Genomic DNA, 20,645 nt, shown 5'->3' with positions numbered 1-20,645 from the left:
CCATGGGCCCCACGGGAACGCTCCGATGGTCAGATCCAGCCGCGTTCGCGGGCCAGCAGCGCGGCCTGCGCCCGGCTGGCCGCCCCGAGCGTCTGCATCAAGTCGGCGACGTGTCGCCGGTAGGTCCGCACCGACACCCCCAGCTCCCGTGCGCCCGCCTCGTCCTTGCCCACCGTGCACATCGACACGAGCACCCGCCGCTCGATGCCGGAGGGGCGGGGGACGGCGGCGTCCTCACCGCTCTGCGCGCCGCCGACCGCCCGGGACAGGTCGTCGGCCTGGTCCCAGATCCGTTCGAACAGGGAGATGATGTTGGAGACCAGGCCGCTGCGATGGGCCAGGAGCGCGCCCCGCGCGGTGTCGCGCGGGTCCAGCGGGACGAGCGCCGCCCGGCGGTCGTAGACGAGGAGCCGCTCCGTGGTGTCCGGCGTCACCCGGATCGACGCCCCGTGCTCCGCCAGCTCGCGCAGATAGGCGGCGGTCGGCGGGTCCTGGAGCGCGATGCTGGAGACGACGTTGCGGATCCGCACGCCGCGCCGCAGACAGCGCAGGTCCAGCGGGCGGGACCGGGCGATGTTCTCCGCCGACAGCCGGGTGTACGGCTCCACGGACAGGATCTCGTCCCGGGCGAAGAACGCGAGGTCGTCGATCCGGTTGCGGATCTGGGCGAGCCCCTCCAGCTGCTCGATGCCCTGCGGAGGGGGCGTCCGGGCCCCCTGCTCCGCGCGTAGACCGTCAATGACGTGCCGCGACCGGGTGACACGCTGCAGCTCCCGATGGAGCGCGGCCAGCCGTACGTCCACCAGCCGGGCGAGTGCCACCTCCGGGTCCGCCGGGAAGATCCGCCGCTCGGCGTCCTCGGTGTGCAGCAGCCCCAGCTTCTGGAGCCGGGCGATCCGGGCGCGGGCCTCCCCGGGCCGGGAGTGCAGCAGGAGGTGGAGGTCGTCGGCGCGGGTGCCGGGGTTGCGCAGGAAGTGCCGGTAGATCTCTTCCTCGGCCTCCGGGACCCCGAAGACAGACATCTCGTTCTCGCCCACGTACGCCCCCGATGCCTGATGCCGTGGGGTCGTGCACCGAGGGGGATCGCCCCGCGCCGCTCGCCCCCGCCGCTGCCCGCTCCGCCCGTGCCGTTGACCGTGCTCCGTACTGCCTGTGTGACGCGCTGCTCGATGCACTGGTCCGAGTGTCCGTGTAAGGGTCGGGCAAAGACTAGACGCTGGGATCACTCCTGTGAGGATCCCCGGCACAACTGTGTGCGATAGGGAGATGAACGGTGTGCGACCGTCGGCGAACGGCGCGGCCGGTGCGACGGGCGGCGGACAGCGCTGAGCAGCGGCACGCCGGGCGGCGAGGAGGCGGTCTGCGCCGCCCGCTCGCCCGTTGCGGGCGCGGCTGTCACCCCCGGGTCGTAACCTGGAACCCCCGGCGCGTCCCACGTGTCGGGCCCTTCGCGTTGCCCGGGCAGCAGCCGGCTGTCCGGTCTGCCGCCCGCACCACCCCCGGCCCCACCGCTGAACCACCCCTGATCTGATCCCCGGACGGAAACTTCATGAGTCTGCACGGTCTGCTGGATGTCGTCGTTACGGACCCGGCGCTCGCCGAGGCGGTGAAGGCCGCCGGAGACGGGCACCGGGCCCATGTCGACCTGGTGGGCCCGCCGGGCGCGCGCCCGTTCGCCGTGGCCGCGCTGGCCCGGCAGACCGGCCGGACCGTGCTGGCCGTCACGGCGACGGGCCGGGAGGCCGAGGACCTGGCCGCCTCCCTGCGCACGCTGCTGCCGCCGGACACGATCGCGGAGTACCCGTCCTGGGAGACCCTGCCGCACGAACGGCTCTCGCCCCGCTCGGACACGGTGGGCCGGCGGCTCGCCGTGCTGCGGCGCCTGGCGCACCCGCGCGAGGACGACCCGGAGACCGGCCCGGTCTCCGTCGTCGTCGCGCCGATCCGCTCCGTGCTGCAGCCGCAGGTCAAGGGGCTCGGCGAGCTGGAGCCCGTGGCGCTGACCGGCGGGCAGAGCGCGGACCTGGGGGAGGTGGTGGACGCGCTGGCGGCCGCCGCGTACTCCCGGGTCGAACTGGTCGAGAAGCGTGGTGAGTTCGCCGTACGCGGTGGCATCCTGGACGTCTTCCCGCCGACCGAGGAGCACCCCCTTCGGGTGGAGTTCTGGGGCGACGAGGTCGAGGAGATCCGCTACTTCAAGATCGCCGACCAGCGGTCCCTGGAGGTCGCCGCGCACGGGCTGTGGGCCCCGCCCTGCCGCGAGCTGCTGCTGACCGACCAGGTGCGGGAGCGGGCCGCCGCCCTCGCCGAGGCCCACCCGGAGCTGGGCGAGCTGCTCGGCAAGATCGCGGAGGGCATCGCGGTCGAGGGCATGGAGTCCCTGGCCCCGGTGCTGGTCGACGACATGGAGCTGCTGCTCGACGTCCTGCCGAAGGACGCGATGGCGATCGTCTGCGACCCGGAGCGGGTCCGCACCAGGGCGGCCGACCTGGTCGCCACGAGCCAGGAGTTCCTCCAGGCGTCGTGGGCGGCGAGCGCGGGCGGCGGCGAGGCCCCGATCGACGTGGGCGCGGCCTCGCTGTGGGGCATCGCGGACGTCCGGGACCGGGCCCGTGAGCTGGGCATGATGTGGTGGTCGATCTCCCCGTTCGCGGCCGACGCCGCCGACCACGACGACGACACGCTCCAGCTCTCCATGCACGCGCCGGAGGCGTACCGGGGCGACACCGCCCGCGCGCTCGCCGACACCAAGGGGTGGCTGGCCGACGGCTGGCGCACGGTGTACGTGACGGAGGGCCAGGGGCTCGCCACCCGTACGGTCGAGGTGCTGGGCGGCGAGGGCATCGCGGCCCGCCTCGACGCGGACCTGACGGAGCTCACCCCGTCCCTGGTGCACGTCTCCTGCGGGGCCATCGAGCAGGGGTTCGTCGACCCGGCGCTGAAGCTCGCCGTGCTCACCGAGACGGACCTGACCGGCCAGCGGACGGCCACCAAGGACCTGGGCCGGATGCCGGCCCGCCGCCGGAAGACGATCGACCCGCTGACGCTGGAGGTCGGCGACTACATCGTCCACGAGCAGCACGGTGTGGGCCGGTACGTGGAGATGGTGCAGCGCACGGTCCAGGGCGCGACCCGCGAGTATCTCCTCGTCGAGTACGCCCCCGCCAAGCGCGGCCAGCCGGGCGACCGCCTCTACATCCCGACCGACCAGCTGGAGCAGGTCACCAAGTACGTCGGCGGCGAGGCCCCGACGCTGCACCGGCTCGGCGGCGCGGACTGGACGAAGACGAAGCAGCGGGCGAAGAAGGCGGTCAAGGAGATCGCCGCCGACCTGATCAAGCTGTACTCCGCCCGGATGGCGGCCCCCGGCCACGCCTTCGGCTCGGACACCCCCTGGCAGCGGGAGCTGGAGGACGCCTTCCCGTACGCGGAGACGCCCGACCAGCTGTCCACGATCGCCGAGGTCAAGGAGGACATGGAGAAGACGGTCCCGATGGACCGCCTGATCTGCGGTGACGTCGGCTACGGCAAGACGGAGATCGCGGTCCGGGCCGCGTTCAAGGCGGTGCAGGACGGCAAGCAGGTGGCGGTCCTCGTCCCCACCACCCTCCTCGTCCAGCAGCACTACGGCACGTTCACCGAGCGCTACTCGCAATTCCCGGTCAACGTGCGCGCGCTGAGCCGCTTCCAGTCCGAAACAGAATCCAAGGCAACGCTCGAAGGCCTCAAGGACGGCTCAGTCGATCTGGTCATCGGCACCCACCGCCTGTTCTCCTCCGAGACGAAGTTCAAGGACCTCGGCCTGGTCGTGGTGGACGAGGAGCAGCGCTTCGGCGTCGAGCACAAGGAGCAGCTGAAGAAGCTCCGCGCCAACGTCGACGTCCTCACCATGTCCGCGACCCCCATCCCCCGTACGCTCGAAATGGCGGTCACCGGCATCCGCGAGATGTCCACGATCACCACCCCGCCGGAGGAGCGCCACCCGGTGCTCACCTTCGTCGGCCCGTACGAGGAGAAGCAGATCGGCGCGGCCGTCCGCCGTGAACTGCTGCGCGAGGGCCAGGTCTTCTACATCCACAACCGGGTCGAGTCCATCGACCGGGCGGCCGCCCGCCTCCGCGAGATCATCCCGGAGGCCAGGATCGCCACGGCCCACGGCCAGATGTCCGAAGCGGCCCTGGAACAGGTGGTGGTGGACTTCTGGGAGAAGAAGTTCGACGTCCTGGTGTCCACGACGATCGTCGAGTCCGGCATCGACATCTCCAACGCCAACACCCTGATCGTGGAGCGCGGCGACAATTTCGGCCTCTCCCAACTGCACCAGCTGCGCGGCCGGGTGGGCCGAGGCCGCGACCGGGGGTACGCCTACTTCCTCTACCCCCCGGAGAAGCCCCTGACGGAGACGGCCCACGAACGCCTGGCCACCATCGCCCAGCACACGGAGATGGGCGCGGGCATGTACGTGGCGATGAAGGACCTGGAAATCCGCGGCGCGGGCAACCTGCTCGGCGGCGAGCAGTCCGGCCACATCGCGGGCGTCGGCTTCGACCTGTACGTCCGCATGGTCGGCGAGGCGGTCGCCGACTACCGGGCCCAGATGGAGGGCGGCGAGCAGGAGGAACCCCCGCTGGAGGTCAAGATCGAGCTCCCGGTCGACGCGCACGTCCCGCACGACTACGCCCCCGGCGAGCGGCTGCGCCTCCAGGCGTACCGCGCGATCGCCCAGGCCACCTCGGAGGACGACATCCGCGCGGTCCGCGAGGAACTGACCGACCGCTACGGCCCCCTGCCCGAACCGGTCGAGAACCTCCTCCTGGTGGCCGGCCTGCGCATGCTGGCCCGCGCCTGCGGAGTCGGCGAGATCGTCCTCCAGGGCTCCAACATCCGCTTCGCCCCAGTGGAGTTGCGGGAGTCCCAGGAGCTCCGCCTGAAGCGCCTGCACCCCAAGACGGTCATCAAGCCGGCCGCCCACCAGATCCTGGTGCCGCGCCCGACGACGGGCAAGATCGGCGGCAAGCCGGTCATCGGCCGCGAACTGCTGGCGTGGACCGGGGAGTTCCTGACGACGATCCTGGGGTCGTAGGGCCGGGTACTGCGTGAACGATCGGGCCCCGCCGGGCTGACCGGCGGGGCCCGATGCGTCTGGCCCGGGGCCGCTACGGCTTCGCGGGCCGCTTGAACGCGGCCCACACCGTCTTGCCCACGGCGTGGTGGTCGATGCCGAAGTCTGCGGCGAGTTCACCGACGAGGAACAGCCCGCGCCCCGAGCAACTGCTCTCGTCCGCGTGCTGAATCTCCGGCCGCCCGTCGCCGCTGTCCCGGACCTCCAGCCGTACGAGGTCGTCCGTCAGGTCGAGCCGGACGGCGAATTCCCTTCCCGGTGGGACGCCGTGAAGCAGGGCGTTGGTCGCCAGCTCCGAGGTGCAGAGCTCTATCTCGTCGATCAGGTCCGTGAGCTGCCACTCCCTGAGGACATGGACGACGAAATCGCGTGAGGCACCGACGGATGTGCGCCGTCGGGGGAAGCGCCGTAACTGCGAAGAGGACACGGTGGTTCACCGCCTTGCTCGTGGGCCGTAACGAGAGGCCCGTACTGCTATTCGCGAAAGGCGGCAAGATACTCTTTGGGGTGTTCGACGGAGTCGCCTACCGTGTGCACCGGCAAGGTCCGTCGTTGCGAAGGAGGAGGCCATGGGCGAGGGCGAAGTGATCAGCGCGTCCACTCACTACCTGACGACGGCTGAGGGCGGAGGCGACGTCTGGAGCGCCGAGGCAGCGTCGGCGGGGCGACGGGGCACCCAGAAGATCGTGAGTGCCGGTGAAGTCGCCGCCCCGGAGCGCGTGGCGGGCCTGCTCGCGGTGGAACCCGGCGGACAGGTCGTCGGACGGCGGCGGATCATGTATCTCGACGGCGAACCCTGCGAGTTGACCGACACCTACTACCCCGTGGAGATCGCGCGGGGCACAGGACTGGCCGGCACGGCGAAGATCCGAGGAGGAGCCGTCCGGCTGCTCGCCGAGCTCGGCCACGTCGGTGTCCGGGCGCAGGAGGACGTGGCCGCTCGTATGCCGTCCGAGAGCGAACGGGCGGAGCTGGCCCTGAAGGCCGACGAGCCGGTCCTCGAACTGACCCGGCTCACCCTGGACGCGCACGACCGGCCGATCCAGGCCGATGTGATGGTCATGCCTCCCCGGGGCCAGAAGCTGCGGTACGAGATCAGGATCGGATGACGATGCACGGACCGGAGACGGAAGAGGCGGACGGCCGTCCGCTGCACGAGCGGATCGCCGCCGACCTGCGGGACGACATCATGTCCGGGGACCTGGCTCCGGGTGACAGCCTGCCCTCCACCGCACAGTTGAAGGAGCGGTTCGGCGCGGCGAACGCCACCATTCAGAAGGCCGTGCAGCTCCTCAAGGGCGAGCACCTCGTGGTCGGCAGGGCAGGCGCGTCGGTGACCGTACGTGAGCACCGGCAGCGCACGATACGGCCCGCCGCGTACCCGGCCCCGTCCCCGTCGGGAGTGCCGTACCGCTGGCTGACGGAGGCGAAGAGCTCCGGCACACGCGCCCGCAGCACGCTCCTGGACGTCACGGAGGCCGAGCCGCCGGCGGATGTCGGGGTCGCTCTCGCGCTCCAGCCGGGCGGCACCGCGATCCTCCGCCACCAACTGCTGTCGATCGACGACGAGCCCGCAGAACTCGTCTCTTCGTACTACCCGCTGGATATCGCCGAAAGCACGGCCATCACCGAACGCCGCCGGATCCCGGGAGGCACGCCCACCCTCCTGGCCTCGCTCGGCTACCCGCCCAGACTCAGCGTCGACCGGGTCTCGGCGCGCGTAGCGACGCAGGAGCAGTACCGACTGCTCCGGCTCCCCGGGGACCTCCCGGTCCTGCGGACACTGCGGGTGGTGTTCAGCGACGACGACCGGCCCATCGAGGCCACGGTGATGGTCAAGGCGGGTCACCTGTACGAGGTCCAGTACGAGTTCCCGCCCGAGAACGGCTGAGGTCACCCCGTCGGGGACAGCGCCTCCGCGATCTCTTCGTGCAGCCCCAGCGGCAGCCGCGTCCCCCAGCGGTCCGCCGCCTCCGCCGCCAGCTCCCGGCTCCAGTGCCAGCTGTTCGCCGCCGCCGTGCGGAGCGCCTCCGGGGTGAGGGAGCCGGTCGTCGTGGCGTACCGCCCGACGTCCGCGCCCGGCAGGTCCGCCTCCAGGGCGCGGCTCGGGGTGAGCCAGTGGGCGGTCGAGCCGCGCAGCAGGCGGCAGAGCTTGAGCTGGAGCGGGGCGATCACGGCGTGCAGCAGGTTGTGGGCGCGGGCGTGCTCGCCCCGGGCCTGGACGTGGGCCAGCATCAGGGTCCAGTTGGCCAGTTCGTCCGTGAGCTGCTGGGCCGTGGCCACCGGCTCCGGCGGGCGGAAGGCGGCCAGTTCGCGGGCGGCGGCGGTCAGGCCACCGGTGCGGTCCAGGAGGACCGCCGCATCGGGACGGGGGAAGTGGACCTGGTCGCGCCAGGTGGCGATCTCCCTGATGCCGGGACCGGTGGGCTCGACGTGGAACTCGCCGCGCATCAGGTCGTCGAAGACCACGGCGAGGATGCCGTACATGTTGGTGTACGCCAGCTTCAGCGGGGCCAGCCGCTCCACGAACTCCCGCCCGTCGAAGGCGTCGACGTCCTCCTCCCGTACGAAGAGGTACGCGTCCAGGTCCGAGTGGGCGTCGGCCTCGCCGAGCGTCCACGATCCGTAGAGGAGGACGCCCTCCACGCGGGGGTCGGCCTCGGCCGTCGCGCGCAGCAGCTCGATGCGGCGGTTCAGGGCGTCGGCGGGCAGGGGCGTAGGGGCAGGGCGTGCGTGCGGCATGGCCGGATCTCCCGAGTGGGGTGCGTGGGCATACGAAGGGGGCCCGGCGGTCGACGCCGGGCGGCTTCCGGTCCCGCTGCGGGACCTCGTTCGTCGCTCAGGAAACGCCCATGAGGGGCAGCCTAGGGGACGCCCCCGCCAGCCGTCGCGGCCCTTATCCGGCGTGGCGTACCCCTCGGCGGCCACGGCGGTCAGCAGTCCCGTGCCGTCCTCAGGGCATCGGCTCGGGGCTGCTGCCCGCCGAATACCCTCGGGATCGGGAAAGTGAGTGTGACCCGGGCGGCCTCGACGGTCCGGCGCATCGTGCGCTGAAGCCCAGTCATGGAACCGCCTCCGGCGGGGAAGACGCCCAGGGGATCCTAGGATTCTCGGCGTTCGGCTTTCTTCCCGTCAGGACGGCTTCACGTGATAGCTCCCGATACGCACCGCGCTTCGCACCGCCGTACGCGCCGAGCGGCTCTTCCCGCCCTCAGCGCCCTCGTCGTGCTCGCCCTGGCGGGTTGCGACCCGGACGACCTCTCCGCCGACGGCGGCACGACGAGCGGCGGCGGGACCAACGGCGGCGCGCAGTCCGCCGAGGGCTTCGGCGCCGACCCGCTGGACAACCCGGACGGCACGAAGCCGGGCCTGGCCCCCCTCACCACCGACGCGGACCGGGCCGCCGCCCGGAAGCTCATCGAGAAGGTGGCCATCAAGGGGCGCGGCCCGAAGACCGGCTACGAGCGGGACAAGTTCGGCTACGCCTGGAAGGACGGCATCGACGGCATCCCGCTCGCCCGCAACGGCTGCGACACCCGCAACGACCTGCTCGCCCGCGACGGCAAGGACATCGAGCACAAGGCGGGATCCGACTGCGTCGTCATGTCGATGACGCTCCAGGACCCCTACACCGGCGAGACCATCGACTGGCGCAAGCAGCAGGCCACCAAGGTGCAGATCGATCATGTGATGCCGCTGTCCTACGACTGGCAGATGGGCGCCGCCCGCTGGAACGAGTCCAAGCGCGAGCAGATCGCCAACGACCCGCTCAATCTCATCCCGGTGGACGGCCCGGCCAACAACGCCAAGCGGGACTCCGGCCCCGCCTCCTGGCTGCCGCCGTACAAGCCGGTCCGCTGCTCCTACGCGGTGCGGTTCGCCCAGGTCTCGCTGAAGTACGAACTCCCCGTCACGACGGCCGACAAGAAGGCCATGCTCAGCCAGTGCGGCGGCTGAGCGGGCAGCTCCCGGAGGCCTGCGGAGGGTGCCCGGGGGAGGAGTGACGGCCGCCGATATTCGCTGGTCGGACCGGCGCGGGCTGCCTAGGGTCGCGCCTATGGAACTGACGATCACCACCCTCGCCGAACGCCTGGAGCTGGCCGACGCCCTGGACGCGATGCCGGACGACTGGCCGGAGTTCGTGCTGGAGGACATCGTCGGCTGGGCCAACTTCGCCCGGATCGCGGTCGAGTTCCCCCGGTACGTGCTGGTCGCCACCGACCCCGAGGGCGTCGTGGTCGCCCGCGCCTACAGCGTGCCCTTCGTCCTGGACGCCCCCGGGCGCGGCGAACTGCCCGTCGGCGGCTGGGACCGGATGCTGCTGTGGGCCTTCGCCGACCTGCGGCGCGCCCGCACGCCCGACACGGTCGGCGCGATCGAGATCACCGTGGCCACCGGCCACCAGGGCAAGGGGATATCGGGCCGGATGCTCGCCGCGATGCGGGACAACGCGCGGCGGCTCGGCTTCCGGGAGGTCGTCGCCCCGGTGCGGCCGAGCGGCAAGCACCTGAAGGCCGGCCTGCCCATGGAGGAGTACGTCCGGCTGACCCGCCCCGAGGACGGGCTGCCCGAGGACCCGTGGCTGCGGGTCCATGCCCGGGCGGGCGGGACGGTGGACTCGGTCGCCACCGTGTCGATGACCGTGAGCGGTTCGCTCGCGCAGTGGCGGGAGTGGACCGGGCTGCCGTTCGACATGGACGGTCCGGTGGAGGTGCCGGGGGCGCTCGTCCCGGTGCACTGCGCGCTCGCCCACGGCTACGCGGTCTACGTCGAACCCAACGTCTGGGTACGGCACCGGCTGTGACGGCCGAGCCGGACGAGGAGGGCGGCCCCGCGCTCCTCGTCACCGCCGGGCAGAACACCCTCGTCGCGGACGCGACCCCGACACGGAAGTCGACGCCGTCCTGTGCGCCCGGGAAGTCAGCGAGGCCGTCGTCACCGGCTCCGCGTCCCGCCGGCGGCCGAGGTGGACTTCGGCGGCGGCGGCTCCGGGCACGTCACGCGCAGGTGAGGTGAACCACAACGGTTGGGCACAACCGGGGACAGCCGGTCGGCGGAGGTGTATACGCTCACCCCACACGTCCGAACATACGCGTCCCAGGAGCAGCACATGCACGGCTACGGCCCTATGCCGCAGCAGCCGACGACATCCCGGCCGTCCTCGGGGACGCTCACGACGGTGCGCGTGATCCTCGTGACGGTGACCGTGCTGAGCTGCGGCCTCCTGGGCTGGGCGGCGATGCTGCGGCTCGCGATCGTCACCCGCAAGCCGCGCGACTGGTTCCTGCTGGTGGTCGTGATCGCCCTCAACGTCGGGCTGTTCGCCTTCATCATGGCCACACCGGACGACCCGGATCAGATGTCGGACGCGGCGGCGCTGTTCATGATGCTCTGGATCCTCGCGCTGCTGGCCGGGGTGATCACCTATTACCTGTACGCGGAGATACGGCACTACAACGCCCTCGGCTCCCCGCCCCCGTACACCGTCCACGCCGGCGGGCAGCCCGCCCCGCCGCTGCCGTACCAGCAGCACCAGCCTCAACAGCACCAGCCTCACCAGCAGCAACCGCAGCCCAACCCGTACACCGCGCCGACCCCGCCGCCCACCCCCACGCCCGCGCCCCAGCGCCTCGACCAGGTCCGCGCCGAGCTGGACGAGCTGAGCGACTACCTCCGCAAGGAGAGCAAGGGGAACAGGGAGGGCGAAGGCCGGTGAGCGGGCGGATCATCGCCGACCGGTACGAACTGGCGGCCATCCTCGGCCAGGGCGGCATGGGCCAGGTGTGGACGGCGTACGACCGGCGCCTCGACCGCCGCGTCGCCGTGAAACTGCTGCGCCCCGACCGGGTCGCCGGGCCCACCGGCAGCGACGCGGCCGATGAACTGCGCCGACGGTTCGTCCGCGAGTGCCGGGTCACCGCGCAGGTCGACCACCCGGGCCTGGTCACCGTCCACGACGCGGGCAGCGACGGCGACGACCTCTACCTCGTCATGCAGTACGTCGAGGGCGCGGACCTCGCCGACCACCTGACCGAGCAGGACCCGTACCCCTGGCCCTGGGCCGTCGCCGTCGCCGCCCAGCTCTGCGCGGTCCTCTGCGCGGTGCACGCCGTGCCGATCGTCCACCGCGACCTCAAGCCCCGGAACGTCATGGTCCGCCCCGACGGCACCGTCACCGTCCTCGACCTCGGCGTCGCCTCCGTCCTCGACACCGACACCACCCGCCTCACGCACACCGGCTCGCCCATCGGATCCCCCGCCTACATGGCCCCCGAGCAGGCGATGGGCGGCGCGGTCGGCCCGTACACCGACCTGTACGCCCTCGGGGTCCTCCTGCACGAACTCCTCAGCGGAGACGTGCCGTTCGCCGGATCCACCGCGCTCGGCGTCCTGCACCGCCATCTCTACGAGGCCCCCGTCCCGGTCCGGCAGGCCCGCCCCGAGGTCCCCGCCCCACTGGAGGCCCTCGTGCTGCGGCTGCTCGCCAAGGACCCGCAGGACCGGCCCGCCTCTGCGCAGGAGGTGTACGAGGACCTCGCCCCGCTGCTGCCCAAGCACGGGACCCCCGCCGGGCCGCTCGACCCCACCCGCCCGTTCCTGCGGCCGCACGCCCCCTGGCCGGACCGGGCCGCCACCCCGGCCCCGGTGCCCGCACCCGCCACGTTCGCCGCGCCGCCGGCCACCTTCGCCACGACGCCGCCCTCCCTCGGCGCCCCGCCGTCCTTCACACCGCCGCCGGCCGTCCTCCCGTCCCCTACTCGGGCCACCCCTGCCCGACCCACCACCCCGCCCGCCGCCCGGCCGGACGTCGCGCGGGCCGTGGACGAGGTGAAGAAGCTGCTCGGCGAGGGCCGGATCACCCAGGCCGTGGACGTCCTCGGCGCCACCCTCCCGGCCGCGGCCGCCGAGCACGGCGAGCACTCGCCGGTCGTCCGCATCCTGCGCAAGCAGTACGCCGCGACGCTGATGGACGACGGGCAGTACCGGCGCGCCCTGCCCGAACTGCGCCGCCTGGCCGAGGACCGCTCCGCCGAGGCGGGACCGGCCGACGCCCAGGCCCTCCAGTTCCGCTACGACGCGGCCCAGTGCCTCGAACAGCTCGGCGAGGCCGGGGCCGCGCTGGTCGAGTACCGCGCGGTCCTCCCGTACTACGAGAACGCCTACGGGCCGATCACCTCCGACCCCGGCCGCGCCCTCGACATCCGGCACCGCATCGGCCAACTGCTCCTGGCGGTCGGCGACCACACCGCGGGCCGGGCCCAGCTCCAGGCGCTGCTGTACGACGCCGAGCGCACCTACGGCCCGCGCCACCCGCTGCCCATGGACCTGCGCCGCCTGCTCAGCCACCAGCGGGACGTCCGCGGCGGCTGACAGCACCCCCGGATCGCCCCCGGAGCGGCGCCGTCGCGGACCACATCCCCAACTCCTCCGGAATCGTTGGTCGAATCAGTGGCACAGGCCACATCCACTGCCTACCATCGATCACCGCAAGGCTTTGTGCACCCATGCACAAGCTCTCCCCGGGAGGCTCCTTTGCACCGCCGTCGTCGCACCGCGCTCACCGTCCTCGCCGCAACGCTCGTCGCCGCGCCGCTCCTTTCGGCCTGCGGCAACCAGGCCCACCCCGGTGCCGCGGCCGTCGTGGGCGGCGAGCGGATCGAGGTGTCGGCGGTCCAGGACCGGGCGGCGGAGGTCCGCAGTGCCCAGGAGACCTCCCCGCAGGCCGCCCAGCTGGTGAACAAGTCGGGCCAGCTCAACCGCGCCAAGCTGCACGGGCTGATCTTCGGCCGGATCCTCGACCGCGCCGCCGAGGACGCCGGAGTCACGGTCTCCCGCAAGGAGATCCAGGAGATGCGGCAGGCCAGCCGCGCCCAGCAGGGCGGCGAGGAGCAGTTCGAGGCGATGATGCTCCAGCAGCGCTGGGTGGCCCCGGACCAGATCGACGCCGACATGCGCCAGGAGGTCCAGCTCCCGAAGCTGGCCCGGGCGCTCGGCGCGGACCTGGGCACGCCCGCCGGTCAGCAGGTCGTCGGCGAGGCCCTCACCAAGGCGTCGAAAGCCCTCGACATCGACGTCAACCCGCGCTTCGGCACCTGGGACGACCAGAAGATGCAGCTCGGCAACTACAGCGCTCCCTGGATCACCCAGCGCACGAAGTTCACCCCGGAGCAGCCGACAGGAGCCTGAGCCGGCCCCGGCCGCGGGGTGCGCTGCCGTTCGCCCTCGCCGCAGCCACCGCGGCCGGAGGTAGGTTCGCAGGGTGAACGCCGAAGCCCCACACGCCTCCGTCGAGCCCCCCGCCGACCCCGGCCGCATCGTCCTGCTCACCGCCAGCCACCGGGTCGCGCCCGGCCTGCTGTCCTGGCCGGCCTGGCAGACGCTGCACGCCGCCGACCGGGTCCTCACCGCCGACCCGGACCAGCCGCAGCTCCCGTACCTCCGCGAGGCGGGCGTACGCGTCGAGCACGCCACGCCCTCCGCGGACGAGCTGGTCGCCGACTGCGCGGGCGGCCGGACGGTCGTCGTCCTGACCGGCGGCGAGGGCAACGGCCCCCTCACCGACGGCCTGGCCTGCCTCGGCGGCTCGGGCCGGGTGGCCATGCCGGACCTGGAACTGCTCCCCGGCTCGTACGACCTGCCCGGGGCCCGCCTCCTCGACCTGGTCCAGGTCATGGACCGGATCCGCCGCGCGTGCCCCTGGACCTCGCAGAAGACGCACAAGGGCCTCGCCAAGTACGCCATCGAGGAGGCGTACGAACTGGTCGAGGCGATCGAGGACGGCGACCGCGACGAACTCCGCGAGGAGCTGGGCGACGTCCTGCTCCAGGTCGTCTTCCACGCGCGCATCGCCGAGGAGGATCCCGAGGAGCCCTTCGCCATCGACGACGTCGCGGGCGGCCTCGTCGAGAAACTGATCCACCGCCACCCGCACGTCTTCGGCGACGAGACCGCCGAGACCCCGGAGGACGTCCACGCGCACTGGCTGCGCACCAAGGCGATCGAGAAGCAGCGCACCTCGGTCACCGAGGGCGTCCCCCTCGGCCAGCCCGGCCTGGCCCTCGCCGCGAAGCTCGGCAGCCGGGTCCGTACGGCCGGCCTCGACGTGCCCCTGCCGACGGGCGGTCCCTCGTCCGACTCCATCGGCTACGAGCTCCTCGCCCTCGCCGTACGCGCCGAGGCGAACGGCGCCGACCCCGAGGCCGCCCTCCGCGCGGCGGCCCGCGCCTACCGCGACGCGATCCTGGCGGCGGAGGGCGGGGCGGGTCAGTACGGTGACACGGTGACCTGAGGGGCCGCGCGGGAGGCGGGGGACGGGACTGCCACCGCGAGCTGGAGGCCCGGGTCCGCGAGGCGCGGCGGGACGGTGGGCTGGTGGTGGCCGGCGCGCCGCTCTCCGGCAGGACCCGGACCTCGTGGGCCGCCCCTACCGCCTTGGGCTGCTCCTGGCCGAGCGTGCGCAGCAGCGGCTGACCAGGGCGGCCGAGGGGGCATCCCTTGCCGCGCCCGCCCTCCCCGCACTCAGTGAGGTCACCGACCCCCCGCCCGATAACGTCAAGGCGTGAACGACAGCCCCGCCCCCGGCACCTCCGAGCCCTCCGCCTGCCCCCACGCCACCCCTGACGAGGCCGCCCCCGAACTCTTCACCTGGGAGTTCGCCACCGACCCCTACCCCGCCTACGCCTGGCTCCGCGAGCACCGCCCCGTGCACCGGACCGCGCTGCCCAGCGGGGTCGAGGCCTGGCTCGTGACGCGGTACGGGGATGCCAAGCAGGCGCTCGCCGACGCGCGGCTCTCCAAGAACCCGGCCAACCACGCCGAGTCGCCGCACGCCAAGGGGAAGACGGGGATCCCGGGGGAGCGCAAGGCGGAGCTGATGACGCATCTGCTCAACATCGACCCGCCGGACCACACCCGGCTGCGCCGGCTCGTGTCCAAGGCGTTCACCCCGCGCCGGGTCGCGGAGTTCGCGCCCCGCGTGCAGGAGCTGACGGACCGGCTCATCGACGGGTTCATCGAGGACGGCAAGGCCGACCTCATCCACGACCTCGCCTTCCCGCTCCCCATCTACGCCATCTGCGACCTGCTCGGCGTCCCGCGCGAGGACCAGGACGACTTCCGGGACTGGGCGGGCATGATGATCCGGCACGGTGGCGGGCCGCGCGGCGGGGTCGCCAGGTCGGTGAAGAAGATGCGCGGCTATCTCGCCGAACTCATCCACCGCAAGAGGGAGGATCCGGGCGACGACCTGATCTCCGGGCTGATCCGGGCCAGCGACCACGGCGAGCACCTCACGGAGAACGAGGCGGCCGCCATGGCGTTCATCCTTCTCTTCGCCGGGTTCGAGACGACGGTCAATCTGATCGGGAACGGGATGTACGCGCTGCTGCGCCACCCCGAGCAGCGCGCCGCGCTGCAGGCTTCCCTGAACGCCGGGGAGAGCGCGCTGCTGACCACCGGGATCGAGGAACTGCTCCGGTTCGACGGGCCGGTCGAGATGGCGACCTGGCGGTACGCCACCGAGGCGCTGACCCTGGGCGGCGAGGAGATCGCCGCCGGGGACCCCGTACTGGTGGTGCTGGCGGCCGCCGACCGCGACCCGGAGCGGTTCACGGATCCGGACACTCTGGACCTCGCACGGCGTGACAATCAGCACCTCGGTTACGGGCACGGCATCCACTACTGCCTGGGGGCGCCGCTGGCCCGTCTGGAAGGGCAGACCGCGCTGGCCACGCTCCTGAGGCGCCTTCCTGACCTGCGACTTGCGGAAGAACCTGCCGATTTGCGCTGGCGCGGCGGGCTCATCATGCGCGGACTGCGCACCCTTCCCGTCGCGTTCGAATCGGGAGGCCGTTCCGAAAAAAGTGACGGACTGTCAACTCTGTGACTTTCACGTGATCTGCGCTGCATCGACTTGTGACACACGTTCGAGTCCCGCTAGGTTCACGGTTCGACGCGTCGGCCGCACCTTGCTCACGCGTCACTTGCGCGCCGACGCAGACACGGAATCCCCACGGAATCCCGCTGCGCGGCGCTCAGGTCACTCGCTTGTCAGTCGCACGGAAGGCATACCCATGGGCTCCGCGAACGGCAGACACCGCCGCCCTCGCCAGGCACCGGCCATCGTCGTCGCCGCAGGCGTGACGGGATCGGCCATCGCCATCCCGCTGCTCGGTGCGAGCGGCGCAACCGCCGCCGAGGCCTCCACCTGGGACCGGGTCGCGGAGTGCGAGAGCGGCGGCATGTGGAGCGCCGACCTCGGCAACGGCTATTACGGCGGGCTCCAGTTCTCGCAGGAGACCTGGTCGGCGTACGGCGGCACGGCGTTCGCGCCCCGCGCCGACCTCGCCAGCCGCTCGCAGCAGATCTCCGTCGCCGAGAAGGTCCTGGACGACCAGGGCCCGAAGGCGTGGCCCAGCTGTGCGGTGATCTCCGGGCTCGCGGTGGACGGCAGCCTGCCCGGCGTCGACCCGGGCACCTCGCCGTCCCCCGACCCGTCCGCCGATCCGTCGGAGGACCCCTCGGCCTCGCCGACGGGCGAGGCGGACGCAACCGGCGAAGCGGATGAATCCGGCAAGTCCGGGGAAACCGATGAGTCCGGCAAGGGTCAGAAGGAGAAGGGCAAGGACAAGGGTGACGGTGCGGGGGAGGAGAGCGATGCTCCGGACTCCTCCGTGACGCCCTCCGACCCGCCGCCCTCCGGCACCCCCGACGCCTCGGACCCCTCCGCCGCCCCCGACGCCTCGAACGGCAAGGGCGGCAAGCACCGCGGCGCCCCCGCGCCCGAGGAGGCCGACGCGGACCGGCGGGACGGCCCCCGCGAATCCGGTCGGCACGCCTCGCGCGGCGACGGCGACGCGCGGGACGGCGACGCGGCGACCGCCGACGGGTACACGGTGCGGGCCGGCGACAACCTCTGGGCGATCGCTGACGCACAGGAACTCCCCCAGGGCTGGAGCGGCCTGTACGAGGCCAACAAGGACCTCCTGGGCTCCGACCCGGACCTGATCCTGCCCGGACAGAACCTGGATCTGGGGCTGGACGGGAGTGCCGGCCAGGCTGCGTCGGAGAGCGGCGAGGAGCCCGCCGGGGCGCCCGTAGCCAACTGATGCAATTCGGGAAAAAGCCCCGAAAGTAGAGGCAGTTAAGAGGCCTATGTCCACTTTGCGTAAGTGAGACATGGGTCTCTTTGCTTCAACTCGTGCGTCTCGCCCGGCCGATCCGGGCGAATCACCCCCGACCTGCGGAAACGACCCGCCGACCACCGCGAGTTCGGGCTGATTGCCCCCTATGTCCATCTTTGAATGTCGGGGTTGCCTGTGTTTACGGTCTAACCGCTCGCACCGCGGGCCCCGTCGACCGTCACGCCGAATCCTGCCGTCGGTCGAAGGGAACAGACGCGTAAGCGCCGTAGGCAGGAGCGGGGGACCCAGGTAAGCCGCCGGGTCCGGACGCCTCGTCGAGAAGACGGGGACGTACGGGACCGGCTAGGGGTGAAGTCGTGCGCAAGACCGCGCGACCGGGCAACTCATCAGCCCGAACCCGACAGCTCACCTCGTAGGCGTCGGTGAGGAGATTCGTTCCATGCTGCTGAACAGCAAGGGCAAGCACCGCCGCCCGTCCAAGGTCACCCGTATCGCCACCCTCGCGGGTGTCGCCGGTGCCGCCGTCGCCGTCCCGCTGATGGGCGCGACCAACGCCTCCGCCGCCTCCGTCGAGACCTGGGACGCCGTCGCCCAGTGCGAGTCCGGCGGCAACTGGTCCATCAACACCGGCAACGGCTACTACGGCGGACTGCAGTTCTCGCAGTCCAGCTGGGCCGCCGCCGGTGGTACGCAGTACGCCTCGCGCGCCGACCTGGCCTCCAAGGACCAGCAGATCGCCGCCGCCGAGAAGCTTCTCGACCTGCAGGGCCCGGGCGCCTGGGCCTGCGCCGGCGCCGGCGGCCTCACCAACGACGGTGTGGACCCGGGCGTGAACCCCGGCGGCTCCGGCCAGTCCGAGAGCAAGCCCGAGCAGGCGCAGCCCGAGCGCCAGGCCGAGCAGCCCACCACGCGCAGCGAGCAGCGCGAGGCCCCCGAGGCCGAGAGCAAGAAGACCGTCACCACCCCGACCGGCGAGAAGGTCCAGAAGGGCGACGGCGAGTACAAGGTCAAGGCCGGCGACACCCTGAGCAAGATCGCCGACAAGGAAGGTGTCAAGGGCGGCTGGAGCAAGCTCTTCAAGCTCAACGACGACATCGTCAAGGAAGCGGACCTGATCTTCCCGGGTCAGCAGCTCCACCTGAAGTAATCGCCGTCTCTCCTCCCCGGAGGGGAAGGGTCCGGCGGCACTTCCCCTCGCACGGCTTCCCGGCCCGGCGCGCTCTTCCCCCCAGCGCGTCGGGCCGGGTTCTGCGTGAGCGGCAGGCGTCCGGAGGTCCGCATGTGTTCACCTCTTGGTGTTACCGCTCAGTAGATTTCTAGAGTTTTGTCCCGTGATGCAGGTTCTTGGGTCCTTTTTCGTCCCAGGAGGCGGGCGGTCGGCCGGCCGACGCGGCCGGGCCGGATAGGCTCGTGTCGCAAGGCCACAGTGACCCTGCACAACCAGTGTCAGATCCCAGAAGGAGATGCCTCGTGCCGTCCATCGACGTCGTCGTAGCCAGGGAAATCCTCGACTCCCGGGGCAACCCCACGGTCGAGGTCGAGGTTGGCCTCGACGACGGCAGCACGGGTCGTGCTGCCGTTCCGTCCGGCGCCTCCACCGGTGCGTTCGAGGCTGTTGAGCTTCGCGACGGTGACCCCAACCGCTACCAGGGCAAGGGCGTCGAGAAGGCCGTCCTCGCCGTCATCGAGCAGATCGGCCCGGAGCTCGTCGGGTACGACGCCACCGAGCAGCGCCTCATCGACCAGGCGATGTTCGACCTGGACGCCACCGAGAACAAGGCCTCGCTCGGCGCGAACGCCATCCTCGGCGTCTCGCTGGCCGTCGCGCACGCCGCCTCCGAGGCGTCCGACCTGCCGCTCTTCCGCTACCTCGGCGGCCCGAACGCGCACCTGCTGCCCGTTCCGATGATGAACATCCTGAACGGCGGCTCGCACGCCGACTCCAACGTGGACATCCAGGAGTTCATGATCGCGCCGATCGGCGCGGAGTCCTTCTCCGAGGCCCTGCGCTGGGGCGCGGAGATCTACCACACGCTGAAGAAGGTCCTCAAGACCAAGGGCCTGTCCACCGGACTCGGCGACGAGGGCGGCTTCGCCCCGAACCTGGAGTCCAACCGCGCCGCCCTGGACCTCATCGTCGAGGCCATCACCGAGGCCGGTTACGTCCCGGGCCGTGACGTGGCACTCGCGCTCGACGTCGCCGCGTCCGAGTTCTACAAGGACGGTGTCTACGAGTTCGAGGGCAAGTCCCGCTCGGCCGCCGAGATGACCGAGTACTACGAGGAGCTCGTCTCCGCGTACCCGCTGGTCTCCATCGAGGACCCGCTGTACGAGGACGACTGGGCCGGCTGGAAGGTCATCACCGACCGCATCGGCTCCAAGGTGCAGATCGTCGGCGACGACCTCTTCGTCACCAACCCCGAGCGCCTGGCCCGCGGCATCGAGGAGGGCTCCGCCAACGCCCTGCTCGTGAAGGTCAACCAGATCGGTTCGCTGACCGAGACCCTGGACGCCGTCGAGCTGGCCCAGCGCAACGGCTTCAAGTGCATGATGTCGCACCGCTCCGGCGAGACCGAGGACGTCACCATCGCCGACCTCGCCGTCGCCGTGAACTGCGGCCAGATCAAGACCGGCGCCCCGGCTCGCTCGGACCGCGTCGCCAAGTACAACCAGCTGCTGCGCATCGAGGAGATCCTCGACGACGCCGCGGTGTACGCGGGCCGCTCCGCCTTCCCGCGCTTCAAGGGCTGACCCACAGGCCCGAGACGGTAGCCTCCGCCCGTCCCCGCACCCGGTCCCGTACCGTGTGCGGGGACGGACGTGCGTAAGAGCTTGCCGCCCTTCGGGCGACGACGGCAGGTTGACGACAAGCTCTGGGAGGCGGGGAGACATGGCCGGGAAGGACCGCGACCGGTTCTCCACCGCGACCAGGCTGCGACTGCTCGGCGAGCAGACCGCGGCCCGCGTGTACCGATCCCAGAACCGCCGCCAGGCCCGCCGCTCCCGGCTCACCGGCCGGGCCGCGTTCCTGGCGCTGGTGGTCTGCTCCCTGGTGGTGGCGCTCGCCTACCCGATGCGGCAGTACGTCTCCCAGCGCGACGAGATCGCCGAGCAGGAGCGGCTCTCGCAGGAGGCGGAGCGGCGCACCGAGGAGCTGCGGGACGAGAAGGCGCGGCTCCAGGACGACGCGTACATCAAGCGTCTGGCCCGCCAGCACCTCCATTACGTCCTCCCCGGGGAGACCGGCTACACCGTGGCCGACCCCGACGCGGCCCGGGACCGCCGCGGCGAGCCGGGTGCGAGCGACCGCCCCTGGCACTCGAACCTCTGGGACGGCGTGGACAGCGCCGACCGTGACGACCGCGACTGACCGACCCGCA

General features: G+C 71.9%; 17 protein-coding genes and 1 riboswitch. Of the genes, 14 read left to right on the top strand and 3 right to left on the bottom strand.

The features are described from left to right. Positions 1 to 29 precede the first annotated feature (29 nt). Positions 30 to 1,037 (bottom strand): helix-turn-helix transcriptional regulator, encoded by a 1,008-nt coding sequence (locus ACFWRV_RS12155; protein WP_384332222.1) that lies wholly within the window; start codon positions 1,035 to 1,037, stop codon positions 30 to 32. A 512-nt stretch (positions 1,038 to 1,549) separates the two neighbouring features. On the opposite strand from ACFWRV_RS12155, the gene mfd reads away from it, so the two are divergent. Beyond that, positions 1,550 to 5,083 (top strand): transcription-repair coupling factor, encoded by a 3,534-nt coding sequence (gene mfd, locus ACFWRV_RS12150; RefSeq protein ID WP_384332219.1) that lies wholly within the window; start codon positions 1,550 to 1,552, stop codon positions 5,081 to 5,083. A 73-nt stretch (positions 5,084 to 5,156) separates the two neighbouring features. Here the strand turns inward: mfd and ACFWRV_RS12145 are convergent, their stop codons facing one another. After that, complete coding sequence (locus ACFWRV_RS12145; RefSeq protein WP_384332216.1) at positions 5,157 to 5,549, bottom strand: ATP-binding protein; 393 nt, start codon at positions 5,547 to 5,549, stop codon at positions 5,157 to 5,159. A gap of 142 nt (positions 5,550 to 5,691) precedes the next feature. On the opposite strand from ACFWRV_RS12145, the gene ACFWRV_RS12140 reads away from it, so the two are divergent. Together ACFWRV_RS12140 and ACFWRV_RS12135 are read left to right on the top strand one after the other, a co-directional pair. Then, positions 5,692 to 6,231, top strand: coding sequence for a GntR family transcriptional regulator (locus tag ACFWRV_RS12140; RefSeq protein ID WP_384332213.1), 540 nt, complete (start codon positions 5,692 to 5,694; stop codon positions 6,229 to 6,231). After that, complete coding sequence (locus ACFWRV_RS12135) at positions 6,228 to 7,013, top strand: GntR family transcriptional regulator (protein ID WP_384332209.1); 786 nt, start codon at positions 6,228 to 6,230, stop codon at positions 7,011 to 7,013. Before ACFWRV_RS12140 ends, ACFWRV_RS12135 begins: the two co-directional genes overlap by 4 nt. A 2-nt stretch (positions 7,014 to 7,015) precedes the next feature. On the opposite strand, the gene ACFWRV_RS12130 is transcribed toward ACFWRV_RS12135, so the two are convergent. Continuing rightward, a complete protein-coding gene (locus ACFWRV_RS12130; protein WP_384332206.1) occupies positions 7,016 to 7,864 on the bottom strand; it encodes a nucleotidyltransferase domain-containing protein in 849 nt (282 codons plus the stop codon). A 405-nt stretch (positions 7,865 to 8,269) separates the two neighbouring features. Between ACFWRV_RS12130 and ACFWRV_RS12125 the strand changes: the two genes are divergently transcribed. From ACFWRV_RS12125 to ACFWRV_RS12075, 11 genes are all read left to right on the top strand, one after another. Then, the gene (locus ACFWRV_RS12125) at positions 8,270 to 9,079 is read left to right on the top strand and encodes an HNH endonuclease family protein (RefSeq protein WP_384332203.1); all 810 of its coding nucleotides are present in this window, start codon (positions 8,270 to 8,272) and stop codon (positions 9,077 to 9,079) included. 100 nt (positions 9,080 to 9,179) lie between these two features. Continuing rightward, positions 9,180 to 9,926 carry a GNAT family N-acetyltransferase gene (locus ACFWRV_RS12120; RefSeq protein WP_384332200.1) on the top strand — a complete coding sequence of 249 codons (747 nt, stop codon included), beginning with the start codon at positions 9,180 to 9,182 and terminating at the stop codon, positions 9,924 to 9,926. Between the two features lie 306 nt (positions 9,927 to 10,232). Further along, entirely contained in the window at positions 10,233 to 10,838 is a 606-nt protein-coding gene (locus ACFWRV_RS12115) for a hypothetical protein (RefSeq protein ID WP_384332197.1), read from the top strand. Beyond that, positions 10,835 to 12,493 (top strand): protein kinase, encoded by a 1,659-nt coding sequence (locus ACFWRV_RS12110; RefSeq protein ID WP_384332194.1) that lies wholly within the window; start codon positions 10,835 to 10,837, stop codon positions 12,491 to 12,493. The genes ACFWRV_RS12115 and ACFWRV_RS12110 overlap by 4 nt, the downstream gene beginning before the upstream one ends. 162 nt (positions 12,494 to 12,655) lie before the next feature. Next, positions 12,656 to 13,309, top strand: coding sequence for a SurA N-terminal domain-containing protein (locus tag ACFWRV_RS12105; protein WP_384332191.1), 654 nt, complete (start codon positions 12,656 to 12,658; stop codon positions 13,307 to 13,309). Positions 13,310 to 13,382: 73 nt separating this feature from the next. Then, the gene (locus ACFWRV_RS12100; RefSeq protein ID WP_384332188.1) at positions 13,383 to 14,411 is read left to right on the top strand and encodes a nucleoside triphosphate pyrophosphohydrolase; all 1,029 of its coding nucleotides are present in this window, start codon (positions 13,383 to 13,385) and stop codon (positions 14,409 to 14,411) included. Positions 14,412 to 14,681: 270 nt separating this feature from the next. Then, positions 14,682 to 16,007, top strand: a complete 1,326-nt coding sequence (locus tag ACFWRV_RS12095; RefSeq protein ID WP_384332185.1) for a cytochrome P450 — start codon at positions 14,682 to 14,684, stop codon at positions 16,005 to 16,007. A gap of 187 nt (positions 16,008 to 16,194) precedes the next feature. Next, positions 16,195 to 17,229: a transglycosylase family protein gene (locus ACFWRV_RS12090; protein ID WP_384332182.1), complete on the top strand. Its 1,035-nt coding sequence runs from the start codon at positions 16,195 to 16,197 to the stop codon at positions 17,227 to 17,229. Between the two features lie 287 nt (positions 17,230 to 17,516). Further along, positions 17,517 to 17,699, top strand: a riboswitch (cyclic di-AMP (ydaO/yuaA leader). A 5-nt stretch (positions 17,700 to 17,704) separates the two neighbouring features. Then, positions 17,705 to 18,412 (top strand): transglycosylase family protein, encoded by a 708-nt coding sequence (locus ACFWRV_RS12085; protein ID WP_384332179.1) that lies wholly within the window; start codon positions 17,705 to 17,707, stop codon positions 18,410 to 18,412. Positions 18,413 to 18,735: 323 nt separating this feature from the next. Further along, complete coding sequence (gene eno, locus ACFWRV_RS12080; protein ID WP_018515627.1) at positions 18,736 to 20,016, top strand: phosphopyruvate hydratase; 1,281 nt, start codon at positions 18,736 to 18,738, stop codon at positions 20,014 to 20,016. A 139-nt stretch (positions 20,017 to 20,155) separates the two neighbouring features. Beyond that, a complete protein-coding gene (locus ACFWRV_RS12075; protein WP_383267885.1) occupies positions 20,156 to 20,635 on the top strand; it encodes a septum formation initiator family protein in 480 nt (159 codons plus the stop codon). Positions 20,636 to 20,645: the final 10 nt, after the last annotated feature.

Origin of the sequence: Streptomyces sp. NPDC058576 (assembly GCF_042718715.1) — a bacterium.
Classification (GTDB): domain Bacteria; phylum Actinomycetota; class Actinomycetes; order Streptomycetales; family Streptomycetaceae; genus Streptomyces.
Note: the sequence above shows the minus strand (reverse complement) of the source record. Positions and strands in the feature narration are given on the sequence as shown.